This window comes from Mycolicibacterium diernhoferi, assembly GCF_019456655.1.
Taxonomy (GTDB): domain Bacteria; phylum Actinomycetota; class Actinomycetes; order Mycobacteriales; family Mycobacteriaceae; genus Mycobacterium; species Mycobacterium diernhoferi.
On the sequence record NZ_CP080332.1, the window covers coordinates 5126551 to 5144542 of the forward strand.

16 protein-coding genes are annotated in these 17992 nt (G+C 68.0%); 7 read left to right on the top strand and 9 right to left on the bottom strand.

Features of this window, described 5'->3' with window-relative positions:
* Positions 1 to 110: 110 nt before the first annotated feature.
* From K0O62_RS24230 to pdxH, 4 genes are all read right to left on the bottom strand, one after another.
* Positions 111 to 1412: a citrate synthase gene (locus K0O62_RS24230; protein WP_073858976.1), complete on the bottom strand. Its 1302-nt coding sequence runs from the start codon at positions 1410 to 1412 to the stop codon at positions 111 to 113.
* A 72-nt stretch (positions 1413 to 1484) separates the two neighbouring features.
* Complete coding sequence (locus K0O62_RS24235) at positions 1485 to 2048, bottom strand: TetR/AcrR family transcriptional regulator (protein ID WP_073858977.1); 564 nt, start codon at positions 2046 to 2048, stop codon at positions 1485 to 1487.
* The gene (locus tag K0O62_RS24240) at positions 2041 to 2718 is read right to left on the bottom strand and encodes a TetR/AcrR family transcriptional regulator (RefSeq protein ID WP_207764091.1); all 678 of its coding nucleotides are present in this window, start codon (positions 2716 to 2718) and stop codon (positions 2041 to 2043) included. Before K0O62_RS24240 ends, K0O62_RS24235 begins: the two co-directional genes overlap by 8 nt.
* 73 nt (positions 2719 to 2791) lie before the next feature.
* Positions 2792 to 3451 carry a pyridoxamine 5'-phosphate oxidase gene (pdxH, locus tag K0O62_RS24245; RefSeq protein ID WP_073858979.1) on the bottom strand — a complete coding sequence of 220 codons (660 nt, stop codon included), beginning with the start codon at positions 3449 to 3451 and terminating at the stop codon, positions 2792 to 2794.
* Between the two features lie 54 nt (positions 3452 to 3505).
* On the opposite strand from pdxH, the gene K0O62_RS24250 reads away from it, so the two are divergent.
* Both K0O62_RS24250 and K0O62_RS24255 read left to right on the top strand, forming a co-directional pair.
* Positions 3506 to 4633 carry a citrate synthase 2 gene (locus K0O62_RS24250; RefSeq protein ID WP_073858980.1) on the top strand — a complete coding sequence of 376 codons (1128 nt, stop codon included), beginning with the start codon at positions 3506 to 3508 and terminating at the stop codon, positions 4631 to 4633.
* Positions 4630 to 5238: a maleylpyruvate isomerase N-terminal domain-containing protein gene (locus tag K0O62_RS24255; RefSeq protein WP_073858981.1), complete on the top strand. Its 609-nt coding sequence runs from the start codon at positions 4630 to 4632 to the stop codon at positions 5236 to 5238. The genes K0O62_RS24250 and K0O62_RS24255 overlap by 4 nt, the downstream gene beginning before the upstream one ends.
* Here the strand turns inward: K0O62_RS24255 and K0O62_RS24260 are convergent.
* Positions 5169 to 6587: a cytochrome P450 gene (locus K0O62_RS24260; protein ID WP_079244513.1), complete on the bottom strand. Its 1419-nt coding sequence runs from the start codon at positions 6585 to 6587 to the stop codon at positions 5169 to 5171. The two genes, K0O62_RS24255 and K0O62_RS24260, sit on opposite strands and share 70 nt — an antisense overlap.
* Before the next feature lie 141 nt (positions 6588 to 6728).
* Between K0O62_RS24260 and K0O62_RS24265 the strand changes: the two genes are divergently transcribed.
* Positions 6729 to 7181, top strand: a complete 453-nt coding sequence (locus K0O62_RS24265; RefSeq protein WP_073858983.1) for a VOC family protein — start codon at positions 6729 to 6731, stop codon at positions 7179 to 7181.
* On the opposite strand, the gene K0O62_RS24270 is transcribed toward K0O62_RS24265, so the two are convergent.
* From K0O62_RS24270 to K0O62_RS24280, 3 genes are read right to left on the bottom strand one after another with little or no spacing between them, the layout of a single operon-like run.
* Entirely contained in the window at positions 7162 to 9723 is a 2562-nt protein-coding gene (locus tag K0O62_RS24270; RefSeq protein ID WP_073858984.1) for a family 1 glycosylhydrolase, read from the bottom strand. The genes K0O62_RS24265 and K0O62_RS24270 overlap by 20 nt on opposite strands.
* 49 nt (positions 9724 to 9772) lie before the next feature.
* Positions 9773 to 11434 carry a 4Fe-4S binding protein gene (locus K0O62_RS24275; protein ID WP_073858985.1) on the bottom strand — a complete coding sequence of 554 codons (1662 nt, stop codon included), beginning with the start codon at positions 11432 to 11434 and terminating at the stop codon, positions 9773 to 9775.
* 8 nt (positions 11435 to 11442) lie between these two features.
* Positions 11443 to 12459, bottom strand: a complete 1017-nt coding sequence (locus tag K0O62_RS24280; RefSeq protein ID WP_073858986.1) for an AurF N-oxygenase family protein — start codon at positions 12457 to 12459, stop codon at positions 11443 to 11445.
* Between the two features lie 178 nt (positions 12460 to 12637).
* Here K0O62_RS24280 and K0O62_RS24285 point away from each other — a divergent pair, with 178 nt between their 5' ends.
* The 3 genes from K0O62_RS24285 (at position 12638) to sepH (ending at position 14971) form a co-directional block, all read left to right on the top strand.
* Positions 12638 to 12808, top strand: coding sequence for a hypothetical protein (locus tag K0O62_RS24285; RefSeq protein WP_234800270.1), 171 nt, complete (start codon positions 12638 to 12640; stop codon positions 12806 to 12808).
* A 36-nt stretch (positions 12809 to 12844) separates the two neighbouring features.
* Positions 12845 to 13951, top strand: coding sequence for a phosphoserine transaminase (serC, locus tag K0O62_RS24290; RefSeq protein ID WP_073858987.1), 1107 nt, complete (start codon positions 12845 to 12847; stop codon positions 13949 to 13951).
* 78 nt (positions 13952 to 14029) lie between these two features.
* Entirely contained in the window at positions 14030 to 14971 is a 942-nt protein-coding gene (sepH, locus tag K0O62_RS24295) for a septation protein SepH (protein ID WP_073858988.1), read from the top strand.
* A gap of 4 nt (positions 14972 to 14975) precedes the next feature.
* Here sepH and K0O62_RS24300 read toward each other — a convergent pair whose 3' ends face one another.
* On the bottom strand, positions 14976 to 15260 hold the full coding sequence (locus tag K0O62_RS24300) for a hypothetical protein (protein ID WP_073858989.1): 285 nt from the start codon (positions 15258 to 15260) through the stop codon (positions 14976 to 14978).
* A 422-nt stretch (positions 15261 to 15682) separates the two neighbouring features.
* On the opposite strand from K0O62_RS24300, the gene K0O62_RS24305 reads away from it, so the two are divergent.
* Complete coding sequence (locus K0O62_RS24305; protein WP_073858990.1) at positions 15683 to 17908, top strand: acyltransferase family protein; 2226 nt, start codon at positions 15683 to 15685, stop codon at positions 17906 to 17908.
* Positions 17909 to 17992: the final 84 nt, after the last annotated feature.

The following is a 17992-nucleotide window of genomic DNA, read 5'->3' on the forward strand; positions in this document are numbered from 1 at the left end:
TATTGTGAATCTACAACTGTTGCTGGTCAAACAGCATTCCGCCGAGATCGACGAAAGGACGAAAACCACTCGACCTTTTGCACCCGTTTGTTCGTTTGGGCGAAAAGGGGTCAGCGGCCGGACAGGTCCACGTAATCGCGCTCGGTGTAGCCGGTGTAGATCTGGCGCGGACGGCCGATCTTGCCCGGCTCGGAGTGCATCTCCCGCCAGTGCGCGATCCAGCCGGGCAGCCGGCCGAGCGCGAACAGCACGGTGAACATGCGGGTCGGGAAGCCCATCGCCCGGTAGATCACGCCGGTGTAGTAGTCGACGTTCGGGTAGAGCTTGCGCTCCACGAAGAAGTCGTCGGTCAGCGCGATCTCTTCGAGCTGCTTGGCGATGTCGAGCAGCGGATCGTCCACACCGAGCTTGGCCAGGATCTTGTCGGCCTGCTCCTTGACGATGCGGGCGCGGGGATCGTAGTTCTTGTAGACCCGGTGCCCGAAGCCCATCAGCTTCACGCCGTCCTCGCGGTTCTTGACCTTGCGGACGAACTCCTTGACGTCGCCGTCGGAGTTCTGGATCTTGGTCAGCATCTCCAGCACGGCCTGGTTGGCGCCGCCGTGCAGCGGGCCCCACAGCGCGTTGATGCCACCGGAGATCGAGGTGAACAGGTTGGCCTGCGAGGAGCCGACCAGGCGCACCGTCGAGGTCGAGCAGTTCTGCTCGTGGTCGGCGTGCAGGATCAGCAGCATGTCCAGGGCCCGCACGATCTCCGGGTCGACCTCGTACGGCTCGGCCGGGAAGCCGAACGTCATGCGCAGGAAGTTCTCCACCAGCGTCAGCGAGTTGTCCGGGTACAGGAACGGCTGCCCCTCGGACTTCTTGTAGGCGTAGGCGGCGATCGTCGGCAGCTTGGCCAGCAGACGGATCGTCGACAGCTCGACCTGCTTCTTGTCCAGCGGGTCCAGCGAGTCCTGGTAGTAGGCGCTGAGCGCGTTCACCGCGCTCGACAGCACCGGCATCGGGTGCGCGTTGCGCGGGAACCCGTCGAAGAACCGCTTGAGGTCCTCGTGCAGCAGGGTGTGCCGCTGGATCTGGTTGGTGAACGAGGCCAGCTCGTCGGTGGTCGGCAGTTCACCGTAAATCAGCAGGTAGCTGACCTCGATGAAGGTCGACTGCTCGGCGAGCTGCTCGATCGGGTAGCCCCGGTAGCGCAGGATGCCGGCGTCACCGTCGATGTAGGTGATCGCACTCTTGGTCGAGGACGTGTTGACGAAACCACCGTCGAACGTGGTGTAACCGGTCTTCGCCAGCAGCGGCCCCAGCGCGATGCCGTCGGAGCCCTCTGTGGCGCGCACGATCTCCAAGTCCAGGGAGCCACCCGGATAGGACAGGGTGGCTTTCTCGTCAGGGCTGGAGTTGTCTGCCACTGGAACCCCTTCTCTGGGCGTCGGGAGGAGTGAGGCGGGCGGAACCCGTCTCTTGATACTGGACGGTAGTCGCTAACAATCCGGCACGCTTGCGGGGGGTTGCCGGTCGGGGGTTTCGGCCGCCTGCGCCCCCCTGGTCCACGGGCCCCACGTCCGGGTGAAGGTCTCATATGCTGCGGTGATCCGAGCGCCGAGGATCTGAGGTTCGATCGGCGGATTTCCCGGGGTCCCCAACCCCCGGGTCGCCGCGTTCATGATCGCGGTCCAGTTCGAGATCCGGACCAGCGCCGCCATCCGGTGGAAGTCCGGTGTGGGCCGGCCGTCCGGCCCCGGCGCCAGCACCTGCAGGTGGGCTCGCAGCATCGCCTCGTACTCGGTGATGTCGGTGGGCAGCGTCTCGATCAGCGAGGCGATGACGTCCGCGGTCTCCTCGACGATCGCGAAGAACACCGCCTCCTTGGTCGGGAAGTACCGGGAGAAGGTGCGCGGGGACACGTCGGCGGCGGCCGCGATCTGTTCGACCGTGGTGTTGTCGAACCCCTGCTTCTCGCACAATTCGGCCGCGGTCTCGATCAGGGTGGCCCTGGTTCTGAGTTTCTTGCGTTCCCGCAGCCCGCTGACCGGACGCTCAGGCATTCGTCACGACGTCCGCGCCACCCGGGCCGGTGCTGAACAGCTCGGCGGCGAAGCCGGCCACCTGCTCACACGCCTCGTTGATGCGCTCGATCATCAGGGCCGGCCCCAGCGGCGCCCCTTCGGCGTCGGCGACCAGATCGGCACAGGCGGTGACGATGAGCACGGAGAACACCGAGAGACCGAGTTGCAGCCTGCGGTCACCGATCTCGACGCCCATCAGCTTGGCGAGAGCACCGGCCACCACTGTCGACCGGTATTCGAATGCGCTCTGCTGCAAGGCATTCGCGTTGTTGAAGATCCGCAGGATGAGCGCCACCCGATCGCTGGTGACGGCACCGCCCCGGCGGTCGAGCACCCTGGTCAGCACCGCGGTGTGCGCCGACCGCAGCGCCTCGATCGGGCCGGTGCCGTGCGGCAGCCGGCCGACTTCGACGGCGACCTGCTCGGAGACGTCGTCCAGGAGTGTCAGGAAGACTGCCTCTTTGGTGGCGAAGTACCGGCTGTAGGTACGCGGGGATACCTCGGCGGCCGCCGCGATCTGATCGACGGTGGTGTGCTCGTAGCCCTGTTCCAGACAAAGCCGTAGCGCCGCATCGATGAGGATCGCTCGAGTGCGTTGCTTCTTTCTCTCCCGCAAACCGAGATCGGTTCCCCTGCTCGCGCCGGACACGACGGTCATCCTAACCTGCGGGGCCGAGAGTCCACGCATCGTACGCAGGTGAACGTTGCGCGACGCGAAAACCCTACGGTTGCAGCCTCTGCACCCGCCCGTCGGCCGGAGTGACCCGAATCCTGTTATGCACGCGGTTTTCCCGGCCCTGCCAGAACTCGACAACCTCGGGCTCGATCAGGTATCCGCCCCAATTCGGCGGTACCGGAACCTGTTCGACGTCGGCAAAGCGTGCGCTGACGTCGGCGAGCCGTTCCAGCAGCGCCGCCCGGGACTCGATCGGCGCGGACTGCCTCGAGGCCCAGGCACCCAACTGCGAACCACGTGGACGCTTGGACCAGTAGTCCGCCGTCTCCTGCGCGGACACCCGGATCACCGGTCCGCGCACATGAATCTGGCGTCCGAGGCCGTACCACGGGAACGTCGCCGAGGCATACGGCTGTATTGCCAACTGCTCACCCTTTGCCGAGTCGTAGTTGGTGAAGAACGTGATCCCGTTTTCTTCGGCGCTCTTGCACAGCACGGTGCGGGTGACCGGACGCCCCTGCGCGTCGACGGTGCCGACCACCATCGCGTTGGGTTCGGACAGCCCGGCCGCGTGCGCGTCGGCCAGCCACTGGTGGAACAACACCACCCAGCCCTGCGCGACCCAGTCGGCATCCAGATCCGGGCTGCCGTCCTTTTCCACCGATCCGTATTCCGCGCGCATCCGCGCCAGCTGTTCGGGTCCCATGCGCGAAACGGTACGCCCACCTCGAACGCGGGCGATCGGTGCGAGAATCGGCGTATGTCAGAGCAGTCACCGATTCCCGACGATTTCACGCCCGGCCTCGAAGGAGTGGTGGCGTTCACCACCGAGATCGCCGAGCCGGACAAGGACGGCGGCGCCCTGCGCTACCGCGGTGTCGACATCGAGGACCTGGTGACCGGCCGGGTCACCTTCGGCGATGTGTGGGGACTACTGGTCGACGGCGATTTCGAGAACCCGCTACCGCCGGCCGAACCCTTCCCGCTGCCCATCCGCTCCGGCGATGTCCGGGTCGACGTGCAGGCGGGATTGGCCATGCTGGCCCCCATCTGGGGGTACGCACCGATGCTCGACATCGACGACGGTACCGCGCGGGAACAGCTCGCCCGGTCCTCGGCGATGGCGCTGTCCTACGTCGCGCAGTCCGCGCGGGGTATGCACAAGCCTGCGGTGCCGCAGCGGTCGATCGACGAATGCTCCACCGTCACCGGACGTTTCATGACCCGCTGGCAGGGCGAACCGAACCCGCGGCATGTCGAGGCCATCGATACCTACTGGGTGACCGCCGCCGAGCACGGGATGAACGCCTCCACCTTCACCGCGCGGGTGATCGCCTCCACCGGCGCCGATGTGGCGGCCGCGTTGTCCGGCGCGGTCGGCGCGATGAGCGGCCCGCTGCACGGCGGGGCACCGGCGCGGGTGCTGCCGATGCTCGAGGACGCCGAGCACGCCGGCGATGCCCGCGTGGTGGTGAAGGCCATCCTGGACCGCAAGGACAAGTTGATGGGCTTCGGGCACCGGGTGTACCGGTCCGAGGATCCGCGCGCCCGGGTGCTGCGGGCCACGGCACAGCGCCTCGGGGTGCCCCGGTTCGAGGTGGCGGCCGCTTTCGAACAGGCGGCGCTCGCCGAACTGCGCGAACGCCGGCCCGACCGTGCCATCGAGACCAATGTCGAGTTCTGGGCCGCGGTCATCCTGGACTTCGCCGGGGTGCCGCCGCAGACGATGCCGGCGATGTTCACCTGCGGGCGCACCGCCGGCTGGTGCGCGCACATCATGGAGCAGAAACGGCTGGGCAAGCTGGTGCGCCCGTCGGCGGTGTACGTCGGGCCGGGGCCCCGCCCGGCGTCCTCGGTCACCGGATGGGAGCGCATCGACCACTCATGACCACTTCGGTATTCGCCTCGGCGGTAACGGCTTTCACCCAGTTGACAGGTGATCTTCCCGAGACGTGCTGGGACCGACCCGGGCTGGGCGACTGGGATATGCGGGCACTGGTCGGGCACACCTCGCGCTCACTGATCACCGTGAGCGAATACCTTCGGACCCCCGCCGAACGGGAGGACGTCACCGACGCCGTCGCCTACTACGTGTGGGTCCGGGAGTACACCGGGGCTGCGGGGGCCGAGGCCGTCACCGAACGTGGCCGCGCGGCCGGGCGCGATCTCGGATCCGATCCGGTGGCCACGGTCGACGGGCTCGCCGCCCGGGCACTGGCCGATGTGCAGGCCGCCGGGGACCCGGTGATCAGTGTCATCGGCGGGTTGGGCATCCGGTTGTCGAACTATCTGCAGACCCGGGTCTTCGAATTGGCGGTGCACGGTCTGGACATCGCCCGCGCCGCCGGCTGCGAATTCGCACTGCCGCCCGATGTGCTGGAGCAGGCCACCGTGCTGGCGGCCCGGGTGGCCGTCCGGCTGGGTCAGGGCGAGACGGTGCTGACGGCGCTGACCGGCAGGTCCGCGCTGCCGCCGGGGTACTCGGTGGTCTGAGGGCGCCGCCAGCACACCGACGCCCAGATGGGCGACGCCGCCACCATGGTGAACGGCGTCGCAACCGGGAATTCTTCGTTCTCCGAATGTAATTCGGCGCGACGCACGATGGTCGCCAGGGCCAGCGTCGCCTCCAGCATGGCGAAGTGGTCGCCGATGCATGATCGTGGCCCCGCCCCGAACGGTAGGTACTGCCATCGGTTCAGGCGCTTGGCGACCTCCGGGCGGAAACGCTCCGGGTCGAACATCAGCGGGTCGTCCCACAACTGCGGATCGCGCTGCACGGCGTAGATCCCGAACAGCAGGACGGTTCCCGCCGCGACGCGGTGACCGTCGACGACGACGTCACGCACCGCCACCCGGGCCGCACCGGGCGCGGGCGGGCACAGCCGCAACGCCTCCCGCAGCACCTGCACGGTGTAACCCAGGTCGGCGATGTCGGCGCAGGTCAGTTCCCGGTCCCCCAACTCGGCCACCTCGGCGCGCACGGCCTCCTGGATCTGCGGGTTGCGACCCAGCTGCCACAGTGCATACGTCAGGGTGGTCGCGGTGGTGTCGTGCCCGGCAGCGATGAACACGACGAGCTCGTCGCGGATCTCCTCATCGGTGAGGCCGCGGCCGGTCACCGGATCCTTCGCGGCCAGCAGCGCACGCACCAGGGGGGCATCGAAGTCCGGGGCGGCGCGGCAGGCGGCCAGCACATCGGTGGCCAGCCCCCGCAGCGCCGCGGCGGCGGCCCGGGCCCGGGCGCGGGCCGGTGTCGGCAGCCAGCGCGGGGCCCGGATCGGGGCGGTCGCGCGGTCGGCGATGTAGGTGAGCACCTCCCGCAGCGGTTCGCCGATGGCGTCGGCACGCTGGTCCAGGTCGATGCCGAGTACCGAACGTCCGAGCGCCCGCAGGGTCAGCCGCCGGCATTCGAAGTCGAGATCGAGGCGCTGGCCCTCCTCCCAGGTATCCACCACCGCATGCGCGGCCTGCGCCATGTGCCCGCCGAAGGCCTCGACGTGCTTCTTGGTGAACAGTGGCTGCAGCGCCCGCCGGCGCGGCAGCCACTCGTCATGCATGAGGTCGAACAGATTGCCGCCGAGCACGTGACGCATCTCCCGGTGCAACATGGTCTTGTCCACGAACGTGTCCGGTCGGCCCAGCACGTCACGACCGCCTTGCGGTGAGTTGGTCACCACCAGTTCCGGCATCAACCAGCGGGGGCCGAGTTTGACCCGGGTCACCGGCCCGCCGGAATCGCGGAACATCTCGAAACCGGCGTTGAAGGACCGAAGTGCCTTCATCTGATCGCGGTAGGGCATCGGGTTGCGCGGGACCCAGGGCAGCTCATCGTTTTGCCTCATGTTTGCCAGCGTGTCCGCCGGACACTGCCCGCCATAGCGTAGTCGGATACCTGTTTTCCTTCTGTTTTCGTCCGCGGCGATGAGATCGGCCCGTCCGCCGGGTCTAACCGATCGTCAGTTGCCGCGAATCAGGAGGATGCCATGCCCATCGAGATAACCCCCGCCGTCATGCCGCACCTCGTCGTCGATGACGGCGCCGCTGCCATCGACTTCTACGTCAAGGCGTTCGGGGCCACCGAGCTGGGCCGGATGCCCGGACCGGACGGCCGGCTGGTGCACGGGGCGGTGCAGATCAACGGGGGCACCGTGATGCTGGCCGACGATTACCCGGAGTACTGCGACGGGCAGTCCGAGACCCCGAAGGCGCTGGGCGGGACGCCGGTGACCATCCACCTCGTCGTGCCCGATGTGGACGCCGCGTTTGCCCGCGCGGTCGAGGCCGGCGCGGAGGTGGTGATGCCGGTGGAGGACATGTTCTGGGGTGACCGCTACGGCGTGCTGCGCGACCCGTTCGGCCACAAGTGGTCGCTGGGCCAGCCGGTGCGCGAGGTGAGCGAGGAGGAACTGCAGACGGCTATGCAGCAATTCTCGTGAGCCCGAGGTAGAGCGCCAACAGGCTCGCCGGCAGGGCGTTCGCCTTGGTGATCTGGCTGATCGCGGCGATGCTGGCGGGCTTGGGGGTGCGTTCCAGTTCCGGGGTGTTCGGGTCCGAGCCGTACAGCCCGAATTGCAGGTGGTAGCCGTCGGCCCACTCCACATTGTCGACGAAGGACCAGTAGGTGTAGCCGCGGATGTCGGCGCCGTGCGCCACCAGGTCCTGCACCACCGCGAGGTGGTTGACGATGTAGGGCGGGCGCTTCGTGTCCCCGCTGTCGGCGACGCCGTTCTCGGTGATCCACAGCGGTTTGCCATAGGAGGCAGCGACTTCGAGCACCTCCCGGAAACCGCCCGGATCCATCGGCTGGTTGAAGTCGCTGCAGGTCGGCGACGAGGCCTGGCAGCGGAACGGGATGCCCTGCAGGAAGTTGTATCCGGGCAACGGCGCGAACCCGAACCCGCCCATCGGCTGCGTCCCGTAGTACTGCACGCCGAGGAAGTCGACCTTGTCCGCGAAGTCGGGGCGGATCTCGTCGGCGGTCTTGACCCCGTCGAAGTTCGCGTCCACCCAGCCGTGGATGACCGCGTTGGGCACCCACTGGTTGAACACCTTGTTCCAGGCGTCGGCGGCTGCGATGTCGTTCGTGTTGAGGGGATTGGCCGGCCGCGCCGGGATCATGTTGTTGGCGATCCCGACGAAGGCGGTGTCATCCCACTTGTGGATGGCGTCATAGGCCGCGACGTGCCCCTTGGCCTCGTTGATCACGAACCGGGCCGCCAGGTCGGGGCGCAGCACCCCGGGCGGCCAGCTCGGCACCAGCCCGGGGATGGCCAGGAGCTCGGTGAGCAGGGGCGGGAACGGTTCGTTCAGCGTCACCCAGTTGTCCACCTGGTCGCCGTAGGTCCAGGCCAGGAAGGCAGCGTACTTCTCGAACTCGACCGGCGTCTCGGCCGAGAGCCAGCCGGCTTTCGGGGCGGGCAGACCCAATTGGATGAGCGGGCGAGCGGTGATCGGGTCGTGGATCCACACCGGCAGGGTGAAGTGGTTGACGGTGACCAGCGGCTCCAGTCCGTGCGCGCGCAGTGAATCGAACACCGCCCGGTAGTGGGCGACCTCGACCGGGTCGGCCAACGCCTGCAGGGCCTGCAGGTCGGCCAGGCTCACTCCACCGCCCTCATCCGAGATGTCTACGGACGCAGTGGAGTTCGGGAAGATCCGGCTCCATTCGATGGACATCCGGAAGGTGTTCATCCCGAGTTCGTTCTTGGCCAGTGCCGCGTCGGAATCGTAGGAGACGTAGGTGCCGGGCCCGTTCTCCGGAACGCCCTTGGTGAGCCCGAGCCACTGATTGAGCGGATGGTGCACCCACTTGTACCAGTCGGAGTTGGGGTCGACCGGGGATCCGGGCCCGCCCTCGGCCTGGAACCCGGCGTGCGCCACGCCCCAGTAGAAGTCGTCGGGGAAGGACAGGTCGACCCCCTCGACCGGATCGACGGTGACGGTGATGGTGCGGGCCACCGCGTGCCCGCCGCCGGGGCGCAGCAGGTTACCGAGGATCGGGATGTGCGCCAGGATGCCCAGCGGGCCGTGCCAGTGCACGCCGGCGCGCTGGTCGTCGGCGACGACCGTGAACGTGTCGGTGCCACCGACGGCCGCCATCGCGTTGGTCGGCCGGTAGATGAAATCACCTGTGGTTTCGTTGATCTGGACGGTGCCACCGTTGCGCGGCCGGCCGACCACCGAGAATTTCAGCGGGTCCCCGTCGGGATCGGAGATGCCCGCGTTGCCGAGCACCAGCCCGGTGGTGGTCTGGGTGGTCTCACCGACGTCCTCGATCCGTGGGGTGGCGTTGAACAGTTCCCGGCGCACCCAGGCCAGCACCGCCCATGCCGACGGCGGGCCGACGGGCCCGGCCGGCAGCCCCGCCGCGAACGGCGCGAGGACGGCGCCGACCAGGCTGCGGACCACGTTGATCGCGTAGCGGATCGCGGTGGCCGGGTTGGGCAGGGTGGATGTCCACGTCACGGGCGCCTTGGCAGCGGAGACCAGGGCGGCGGTGTCGGACCCGGTCGGGATCGCGACCGTAGTCTGTCTCGGTGCAACCGGGGGCGTCTCGGACATCGAGCTGGTGGCCACGCGCGTATCGGTGTTGTCGTCCGAGGTGGCCTCGACCCGGGCTTCGGTCCTGGTTTCGGCCCGGAGCGCTGATCGGCGCTGCGCAGCGGACCTGCGGCTGCTCTTCCGTTCCTGGCGTGTTTCGGGTTCGGCCTCGGCCTCGGCAGCCTCCGGAATCTGCGCAGCGTCGGGTTCGGGTTCGGGAGCCTGGAGGTCCGGCTTGCTCTCGGGCTTCGACTCCGACTCCGCCTCCGAGTCCGATGTCGGTACCGAGTCCGATGTCGAGGCCGAGTCCGTCGCCGAACGCTCCGTCGCCGAACTCTCCGTCCCGGGGTCCGCCCATGCCGGCCCCGCGGACCCCAGCCCGCCGGCCGACCAGATGCCGATCACCACTGCGACACTCGCGACCCGACCGCTACCCATGCACTTTGCTTACACGGTCGGTGCCCGCGCTACCGGACTTTCACAGAGGTTAGCGGAGCAATCCGGCCAGCAGGCGCTTGTGCACCGGCGGCCGGGGCGCGGTCGCCGCCGCGGCCAGCATGTCGGCGATGTCGGTGAACTTGTCCCGGGGTCGCTGCCCGCCGCCACGGGCGATCTCCGCGGCGTCGATGGCACGCCAGCCCGCGGCGTCAACAACCGCGGGCCGGCGGCTTCGGACCAGCTTGTCCAGCGCCGCCGGCGTATGGGCCGGGTCGCCGAGCCGTCCTCGGTTGTAGTCCTCCACCAGGTTGCGCACCGTCTCGGCGGCACAGGATTTGTTGGTCCCGATGAACCCGGTCGGGCCACGTTTGATCCAGCCCGCCACGTACGCACCGGCAGCGTCGAGCACCCGGCCACCGTCGTTGGGCACCACCGCGGCGTCCTCGTCGAACGGCAGGTCGGCGATCGCCTTGCCGCGGTAGCCGATCGAGGTCAGCACCATGCCGGCGTCCACCACCCGGGTCCGGTCGGTCCCGGTGACGGTGAACTCGATCCCGGTGACCCGCTGATCGCCCAGAACCCGCTGCGGAGTCATGTTGTAGGCGAACCGGATTCGGGGCCCGGTGATCGGTGCCGAGGCGTCCCCCAGCTTGGCCAGGATCTCCAGTTTGTTGCGGGTAAGCCGGTCCTGCTCGGTGGCCAGGTCGGCGAGCACCAGTTGGTGGTCGGCGGCGTCGAGGACGACCTCAGAGCAAGACGTCAACCCGATCAGTTCCGGGAGCGTGAACGCCGAGAACGCCGGCCCGCGCCGGGCCGCGATCACCACCTCGGAGACTTTGGACGACCGCAGTGCTGCCAACGCATGACCAGCGATATCGGTGCGGGCCAAAGCATCTGGATCCATCGTCAGGATGCGCGCCACGTCGAGCGCGACGTTGCCGTTGCCGACGATGACCACCCGCTCATGACCGAGATCGACGGGCAGATCGGCCTGGTCGGGATGGCCGTTGAACCAGGCCACCACCTCGGTGGCGGTCCCGGCGCCCGGCAGGTCCATGCCGTCGATGGCCAGCCGTCGGTCATCGGGTGCGCCGACGGCGTAAAGCACCGCGTGATGGTGTTCGAGCAGGTCTGCGTGGCTGAGGTGCTCACCCACCTCGACGTTCAGGAACATTCGCAGCCCCGGTTCCGCGGCGATCTTGTCGAACAACCGGGTCACCCGCTTGGTGCTCTGATGGTCCGGCGCCACCCCCGCCCGCACCAATCCATAAGGCGTGGGTAGCTTTTCGAACATGTTCACCCGGACCCCACGCTGGGTGAGCAGCTCGTCGGCGGCATACATCGCGGCCGGCCCGGTTCCGACGATCGCGACCGTCAGCGGGCCGCTGCGCCGCACATCGATCTTCGGGGCCACCAGCACCGGGGCCAGCTTCGACGTCGGCGGCAGCTTCCCCTCCCGCTTGGGATAGAAACCGGCGTTCAGTTCGATGAAGGGCAGTTGGTTCTCGGTCAGCTTGGTGTCCGGCGAGATGGCCCCGACCGGGCATGCGCTGACGCAGGCGCCGCAGTCCACGCACGCGTCCGGATCGATGAACAACATCTCTGCGGTCGCGAACCCCGGCTCATCCGGTGAGGGATGGATGCAGTTGACCGGGCAGGCATAGACACAGGACCCGTCGCTGCAACACGACTGGGTGATGACATGTGGCATGCGCGGGCCTAGGCGACCGACACCAGGTGCTCGCGCTGCGGCTCGCTCCGGTAGCGGCTGGCGGGACCGTCGATCTTGCAGATCTTCCAGATCAGCTTCGCCAGCGGGTTCATCAGGCCCGTGTCCTCACACAGCATGCGGACGTCGGAGAACATGTCGCGCAACATCTTTCGTGATTCCGGAGCCCGGAAGAAGACGTCCTTGCGCACCGAGCGCGGGATGTCGAATTCCTTCCAGAACGCCTTCGGCGGAACGAGGATGGCCGAGCACAGGATGCGCATGGTCAGCGGGACTAACAGCGACAACCCGAAGCGCTGGCGACGGCGCAGGGTGGGCACCCGCTTCTGCAGGTACTGGTGGGCGAACGAGATGTGGCGCGCCTCCTCGGCGACGTGGATCGCCATCACCCGCTCCATGATCGGGTGCAGGTTGCGCCCCTCCCGCAGCACACTCTTCTGGGTGTGGTCGATGGGCTCCTCGCCGGCGAGCACCCCGAAGAAGAACGGGATCGGCGCCGGACCGGCGGCCAGCGGGATGATCGGCTGCGCCCACTTGAGCAGCCGCGGCATGCCGGGCACATCCATCCCGATCCGGTTGACCATCTCCTGGAACATCAGGGTGTGGTTGCACTCCTCGACCGCCTCGTGCAGGCAGTAGCGGTATTCCGGGGAGCCGTTGGGCACCCAGAACGAGTACTCCATCAGGCCGCGGATCAGGATGTTCTCGAAGTGCAGACCCACCTTGGCCACGTTGGCCTGGCGCCACATGCCGATCTCGATCTGACGCTCGAGCGACTGCGCCTGGTACCAGGGGTGCCGACCCAGCGGATCGGTGTCGGTGAGGACCCACCGCGGGTCGTTCGGGACGACGGCAAACTCCGGAGAGTCCCAGTCGATGTCCTGGTACGGGTTGAAGTTCCGCCGCACCGACCCCTCGGACAGTGTGGCGAGCATCTCGACGTACCGGGGGTCGTCGCTGACATCCATATTGCGTCGCCAGCGCCTGACCATCTTGGTTCGAGCCATCTGGATCCTCCATGAGGTTTACATCGACCGGCCTATTGTCTAGACGGTACCGCAGGTATCGAGTAAATGTCCACACCTCGATCCGCACCTTTGCCCGGGGATGCCCACGGCGCCGAGACCCCAAACGGAAGCCGTGATCAGGTCGGTTTTCCCGAGCCGTTGCGAGGGTTTGCCGGTCGTGGACGAGGGGCTCAAGGACGCCAACGCGGCGCGGGCCCGTCAGGTCGCCCTGCAGAAGCAGGCCGAGATCCCCGGCTACCCGGATGTCGACGCCTACCTGAAGGCCAAGGCCATCGAGAGCGGACAGAATCCGTACCAACCGACCTACGTGGCGCCCCAGGCCGGCTAATTTCGGCTGGCTGCCCTCGGCCGATAATCTGACGACATGGCCGAACTGACGATCCCCGCCGAACTCAAGCCCAAAGACGGACGCTTTGGTTGCGGCCCCTCGAAGGTTCGGCCCGAACAGCTCGCCGCGCTGGCTGCCGCCGGGGACCTGTTCGGCACCTCACACCGCCAGGCCCCGGTGAAGAACCTGGTGGGCCGGGTGCGCGACGGTCTGCGGCAGCTGTTCTCGCTGCCCGACGGCTACGAGGTCATCCTGGGCAACGGCGGCTCGACCGCGTTCTGGGATGCCGCCGCGTTCGGCCTGGTCGACAAGCGTTCGCTGCACCTGACCTACGGCGAGTTCAGCTCGAAGTTCGCGTCGTGCGTGGCCAAGAACCCGTTCGTCGGTGATCCGATCATCGTCAAGGCCGACGCCGGCAGCGCACCGGAGCCGACCTCGGACCCGTCGGTCGACGTGGTGGCCTGGGCACACAACGAGACCTCCACGGGTGTGGCGCTGCCGGTGCAGCGGCCCGCCGGTGATGCGCTGGTGGTCATCGACGCGACCTCGGCGGCCGGCGGCCTGCCGGTCGACATCACCGACACCGACGCCTACTACTTCGCGCCGCAGAAGAACTTCGCCGGCGACGGCGGCCTGTGGATCGCGGTGCTGTCCCCGGCCGCACTGGCCCGCATCGAGGCGATCGCCGGGACCGGCCGGTGGGTGCCCGACTTCCTGTCGCTGCCCATCGCGGTGGAGAACAGCCTCAAGAACCAGACCTACAACACCCCGGCCATCGGCACGCTGATCCTGCTGGCCGAGCAGCTGGACTGGCTGAACGGCAACGGCGGCCTGGACTGGGCGGTCAGCCGCACCGCCGACTCCTCGTCGCGGCTGTACACGTGGGCCGAGGCGGCGTCGTTCGCCACCCCGTTCGTCGCCGACCCGAAGCTGCGCTCGCAGGTTGTGGGCACCATCGACTTCGACGACGCGGTCGACGCGGCGGCGGTGGCCAAGGTACTGCGGGCCAACGGCATCGTGGACACCGAGCCCTACCGCAAGCTGGGCCGCAACCAGCTGCGAGTGGCCATGTTCCCGGCGGTCGATCCCGAGGACGTCAGCGCCCTGACCCAGTGTGTCGACTGGGTCGTGGAAAGAATCTGAGCGCGGCTTCCTCCGGGTCCCTGCGTGTCTACGCGGTAACGGGCCGATAACAAAGTAGGGTGCGCAGAGGAGGTCACTATGCGAGAACTCAAAGTCGTCGGGCTCGACGTGGACGGCAAGCGCATCATCTGCGAGGCCTCCGACTCCGGCGACAACTTCGCCATCCGTGTCGACAATCGTCTGCGCGCCGCGGTACGCGGCGACAAGGCCACCTCAAATCAAACCGAGATCGAGGTCGAGGTGAGCCCAGGCTTGCGCCCCAAGGAGATCCAGTCGCGCATTCGCGCGGGCGCATCCGTGGAGCAGGTGGCGGCGCTGGCCGGCGAGGACATCGAACGGATCCAGCGGTTCGCCAACCCCGTGCTGCTGGAGCGTTCCCGCGCGGCCGAGCTGGCGACCGCGGCGCACCCGGTGCTCGCCGACGGGCCGTCGGTGTTGACGCTGCTGGAGACCGTGACCACTGCGCTGATCTCGCGGGGGCTGGATCCCAACGCGACCAACTGGGATGCGTGGCGCAATGAGGACGGGCGCTGGACCGTGCAGCTGGCCTGGAAGGCCGGTAAGTCGGATCTGCACGCACATTTCCGCTTCACGCCCGGTGCGCACGGCGGCACCGTCACCGCGTTCGACGACAGTGCCTCGGAACTGATCGACCCCAGCTTCGCGCGCCCGCTGCGTCCGGTGGCCGCCGTTGCCCAGCTCGACTTCGACGTCGCGCCGGTCGCGCAGCCCCCGGCCCAGGCGCCGGTGCATCCGTCCCAGGTACAGATTCCCCCGCAGGCCCCCGCCCCAGCTGCAGCGCCGGTGGTAGCCCAGGTTCCCGCCCCGCCCGCTCCCCCGGCGCCTGCCCCGCAGGCTCCCGTCGCACAGGCTCCGGTGGCGCCCAGCGCAGAGGCCGAGGCTGAAGCCGAAGTGGCCGAGGCACCGGCCCCGAAGCCGCGCCGCGCCCGCAAGGCCAAGCCCACCATCCCGGGCTGGGAAGACGTTCTGCTGGGCGTGCGGTCCGGCACCCAGCGCTGATCCCCTAGTACGGCGGGTCCCCGTCCAGCGCGATCCCGGTGGCGTTGCGGACGCGTTCGGTATTCGCGTTCGGCATCGATGCATTGCTCGCGTTCTTGAGCGCGGGTGCGCTGGCGGGTGGGCATCTTGAAATCTCGAATGCCGCGCTCGACGAGGCCGATGGGTCGCGGTGGCGGAACAGCCGTGTGATGTTCCAGTGCGGGAAGAGAATTGCCACCCCCGGGGTGGCGACATAGGTGTGCCCGGTCGGCGAGATCCATTCGGTGGCGCCGTCGGGCCGTGCCGTCACGGTCCAGCCGCCTGGGCCGGTTCGGGCCGTTTTCAACAAATGATGCGCATCTGCTTCGATGCCGCACTCACCTGAGCCTTCGCGAGTCCCACCCGCCGATCACCGCATGCGCGCCCCGAGATACGACACGGTCGCGCCATGCTCAGCGAACCACTACTTGCCGTAGCAAAGTTTTCACGCACACGTAAATTTCGATACCGGCCACACGGACGCGCCAGTTGGACAACAAATGCGTCATTCTGCCATTTTTCCGATGGCCGCCTATTTGCTGGTCAGCTCTAGAATTTTGCTGACCATGTGCTCGATGCACACACTTCAGTGAACATCAAGATCAAAGTGGTGCGGGGTCGCGCCGGGACGGCTATCTTCTTTCCAGCAATCAGTGGGGGAAAGATGGTCAAGCGGGGGTACGTGGTTCGACAGTGGCGAGCGTGGCGGTGAGCACCACCGACCAGCGGGAACCCACCCGGCCACCGGAACTGAACCCTCAGGCCTCGGCAGCCAAGTCGTTCCGTCCCGACATCGAGGGCCTTCGCGCCGTCGCCGTGCTGGCCGTCGTGCTGTTCCACGCCGACCTGCCCGGCCTGGGCGGCGGGTTCGTCGGTGTCGACGTCTTCTTCGTCATCTCCGGATTCCTGATCACCGGATTGCTCTGGCGGGAGGCCAGCACGTCCGGGTCCGTCCGGCTGCGCAACTTCTTCGCGGCGCGGGCCCGCCGGCTGCTGCCGGCATCAGCGTTGGTGGGCGTCGTCACCATGATCGCCGCGGCGCTGCTGCTGCCTCCGCTGCAGGTCCGCTCGGTCACCATCGACGGCATCACCAGTGCGCTCTACATCAGCAATTACTGGTTCATCGGCTCGGGCGTGAAGTACTTCGGCCATCAGAGTGTGCTGTCCCCCTCGCCGTTCCAGCACTACTGGTCGCTGGGCGTCGAGGAGCAGTTCTACCTGGTGTGGCCGCTGCTCATCATCGGCACCGCGTGGATCATCCGGCGTCGACGCAAGCACACCGACAAGACCGGGGCCACGGCCTCCGTGCGGCCATATCTGGTGGTGCTTGCGCTGGTCGCGATCGGGTCGTGGGCGCTGTCGGTGTTCTTCACCTACCTGATCCCTCCCCTGGCGTTCTTCTCGCTGCCCACCCGGGCCTGGCAGTTGGCCGCCGGAGGGTTGATCGCGCTCACCGTCATCTATTGGCGCCGGCTACCGGCGCCGGCCGCGGCGTTCCTCGGCTGGACCGGACTGGTGCTGATCCTGGTGGCCTGCACCCAATTGACCGGCGAGACCCGCTACCCGGGGTTCGCCGCGATGGTGCCCACCCTGGGTGCAGTACTGGTGATCGGCGCCGGCTGCGCCGCGCCGACACAGGGCTGCGGCCGCCTGCTCGGTCTGGCGACCATGGGATGGATCGGCAGAGTGTCGTACTCCTGGTACCTGTGGCACTGGCCGGTGTTGGTGCTCACGCCTCCGCTGCTGGGCCATCAGGTGGGACTGAGCACCAAGCTGGCCGCGGTCCTGGTCTCACTGGGCCTGGCGCTGCTCACCTTGCGATACGTCGAGAACCCGCTTCGGTTCGCCGATCGCATCCGCAACTCCCCTCGGGCCGGGTTGTCCCTCGGTGCCGTCTCCACTGCGATCGCGGTGGCCGTCGGCGCGGTACTGATGACGTGGACGCCGCACCCGGTCGGCCACGGCCCGGCGATCAAACCGGTCACGATCACCTCGACACCCGTCCCGCCGGGCTCCAGCCTGGCCGCGTACGACGCCGAGGTCGCGGACGTATTCGACCAGGTGCAGGCGGCGGTTGCGAATTCTCTTGATGTGGAACAGGTCCCATCGAATCTCGATCCGCCGCTGACCGACCAGGGGGCCCAGCAGATGGGCATCTTGACCAAGGGCTGCCTGCGCGTGCTGCCTTTCGATTCCAGTCACCCGGAGTGCGTCGCCGGCGATACCTCCTCCGACACCACGGTGGCGCTGATCGGCGACTCCCGCGCAGCCATGTTCAACCCGGCGTTCCTGCAACTCGCCGACCAGCGACACTGGCGTCTGATCATGATGGCCAAGGCGGGTTGCCCGATCACCGATCTGCGCATCAACGCGCACTTCAACCGGCTCGCCGAACAGATGCAGCGGTGCGCGGCCTGGCGCGAGGGCATCCTGGCCCGGTTGGCCGTGGAGAAACCCCAGCTCATCGTCGTCAGCACATCCCGGGCCTACGACGCCGACGGCGCCCACGTGCTGATCCCGGGCCTCAAGCGCTACGACCAGGCCTGGCTGGACAGCCTCAACGGTCTGGTGCGGGAACTCCGCGGCACCGGCGCCAAGGCGCTCGTGCTCGGTACGACCCCGGATCCGCCGGGCCCGGTGCCACTGTGCCTGTCCGGGCACCTCGACGACGCCACGGCGTGCACCGCGCGGCGCAACCCGGCCCACGGACCCGGGCTTGAGGCGGAGCGAGCCGCCACCGAGGCGGCCGGCGGTCAGTACGCCGACGTGACGGACCTGTTCTGCAGCGCGGACCGCTGCCCGTCCATCATCGGCAACACCATGGTGTACTTCGACGCCGGCCATCTGACCCGTCAGTACGCCGAACTGCTGACACCGGCGATGGGCGCGCTGGCAGACCGCGCGCTCGCCCACGACTGACACAAGAAAGCGAACGCCTCTTACTGGGCGGGATCGACGACCGGGTCGCCGGATTGCATCGTCGTCGCGCACCCGGACCCGACG

Coding starts and splice junctions, on each gene's coding strand:
- K0O62_RS24235 (WP_073858977.1), bottom strand. CDS start 2,048: ATGCCTGAGCGTCCGGTCAGCGGGCTGCGGGAACGCAAGAAACTCAGA.
- pdxH (WP_073858979.1), bottom strand. CDS start 3,451: ATGGGACCCGAACAGCTGGCGCGGATGCGCGCGGAATACGGATCGGTG.
- K0O62_RS24250 (WP_073858980.1), top strand. CDS start 3,506: ATGTCAGAGCAGTCACCGATTCCCGACGATTTCACGCCCGGCCTCGAA.
- K0O62_RS24255 (WP_073858981.1), top strand. CDS start 4,630: ATGACCACTTCGGTATTCGCCTCGGCGGTAACGGCTTTCACCCAGTTG.
- K0O62_RS24260 (WP_079244513.1), bottom strand. CDS start 6,587: ATGAGGCAAAACGATGAGCTGCCCTGGGTCCCGCGCAACCCGATGCCC.
- K0O62_RS24265 (WP_073858983.1), top strand. CDS start 6,729: ATGCCCATCGAGATAACCCCCGCCGTCATGCCGCACCTCGTCGTCGAT.
- K0O62_RS24270 (WP_073858984.1), bottom strand. CDS start 9,723: ATGGGTAGCGGTCGGGTCGCGAGTGTCGCAGTGGTGATCGGCATCTGG.
- K0O62_RS24275 (WP_073858985.1), bottom strand. CDS start 11,434: ATGCCACATGTCATCACCCAGTCGTGTTGCAGCGACGGGTCCTGTGTC.
- K0O62_RS24280 (WP_073858986.1), bottom strand. CDS start 12,459: ATGGCTCGAACCAAGATGGTCAGGCGCTGGCGACGCAATATGGATGTC.
- serC (WP_073858987.1), top strand. CDS start 12,845: ATGGCCGAACTGACGATCCCCGCCGAACTCAAGCCCAAAGACGGACGC.
- sepH (WP_073858988.1), top strand. CDS start 14,030: ATGCGAGAACTCAAAGTCGTCGGGCTCGACGTGGACGGCAAGCGCATC.